Annotated in this window: 1 protein-coding gene; it reads right to left on the bottom strand. The window is 72.0% G+C overall.

Going from position 1 to position 1,333, the window contains the following annotated elements:
* Positions 1-1,257, bottom strand: a 1,257-nt coding sequence (locus G6019_RS14755) for a PepSY-associated TM helix domain-containing protein (protein ID WP_182627903.1), incomplete at its 3' end; no start/stop codon positions are given.
* Between the last annotated feature and the right edge of the window lie 76 nt (positions 1,258-1,333).

Here is a 1,333-nt window from a genome sequence, read left to right on the forward strand (position 1 = left end):
GAGAGTGACGACGACGACCGCCGCCGCGACGGCCGCCAACAGCAGTTGATTGGCCACCCCGAACAGGAACCCCATGTGGAGCCGGATGCCCCAGTCGGTGAGTTTGGCGGCGACGGGGTAGCTGGAGAACGGGATGGACTGCACCACCCCGCCCGTCGCGGGATCGATGCTCACCGCGTCGGGCCCGGGCGTCCAGGACCGCCGGGCCTCCTGGACCCGCCAGGGGTCACCCTCGGCGGCGGGCGGGACCAGCTGGACGGGTTCCGTCAGACCCGCTGAGCGGGCGCCGGCCAGTGCGATCTGCGCTCCCTCCGGGGTCCAGGCGGCGGCGTCCTCGGAACCGAGACCATGGGAAGCGCCATGGGAACCGTGATGCGCGTGTCCGTTCGCGGACGCGGCGACAGGGGTTATGGCGTCGGAGGTCTCAGGAGAGTGGGCCGACAGCGTCGGCGTGGTCCAGTCCAGGGCGGAGCGGAGGTCGGAGACGCGCTGCCCGGCGTAGGCCGACCAGGTCAGACCGGTCGCCGACAGCACTAGCATGCCCACCAGTGCCCAGGTGCCCAGCACGGCGTGGCGGGAGCGTAGGCGCGCCCGCCCCTCCAGGCCGGGGGCCGACCTGAACGGAGAGGTGTCGGCCCGGCGGGTACGGCCCCACCACAGGTACAACCCCGCCAGGGCGAGTGGGGCGAGCCAGCTGGCGGCCAGCTCGGAGTAGAGGCGCCCGACCTCGCCGAGGTGCAGACTGCGGTGCAGGCCGGACAGCCAGGTGCGCAGAGGGAGCGCCTGGCCGGACCCGTACTGGACGGTGTCCCCGCGGACGGCACCGTCGGAGGGGTCGACGAAGACCACGCGGGAGTGCGATTCCGACGGTAGTGAGTCATCCGTGAACAACACCCTGGTCGTCGACCCGTCGCTCCCGGGCACGATCCTCGAGACCGCGAGATCGGGATGAACCGCGCGTGCGGTGGTGATCTGGTCGGTCAGTGCGACGTTCTGCGCCGAGGAGGCGGCGGTCAACTGATCGGCGTAGACCGCCTTCTCGAGCGTCGGCGCCAGCGCGTAGAAGAAGCCCGACACCGCGGCGATGAGCAGGAACGGGCCGACCAGCAGGCCGACGTAGAAGTGGAGGCGGAGCATGAGTTGCCTCAGTGGGCCACCGACGCGCGGGTCGCGCGGTCCGGCGGTGGGCAGGTCGGCGGTGGGGGAGGCGGCAGTGGGCGGGTCGGGTTCGCGTGGGTGGTCGGTCGTGGTGGTCATGGGTTGGGTACTCCTGATCCACGGCCCCGTGCTGCCGGTGCGCTCGCGCGCGACCGCGGGGGCCGTTCGAGATGAG

Origin of the sequence: Dietzia sp. DQ12-76, from assembly GCF_014145045.1 — a bacterium.
GTDB lineage: Bacteria > Actinomycetota > Actinomycetes > Mycobacteriales > Mycobacteriaceae > Dietzia.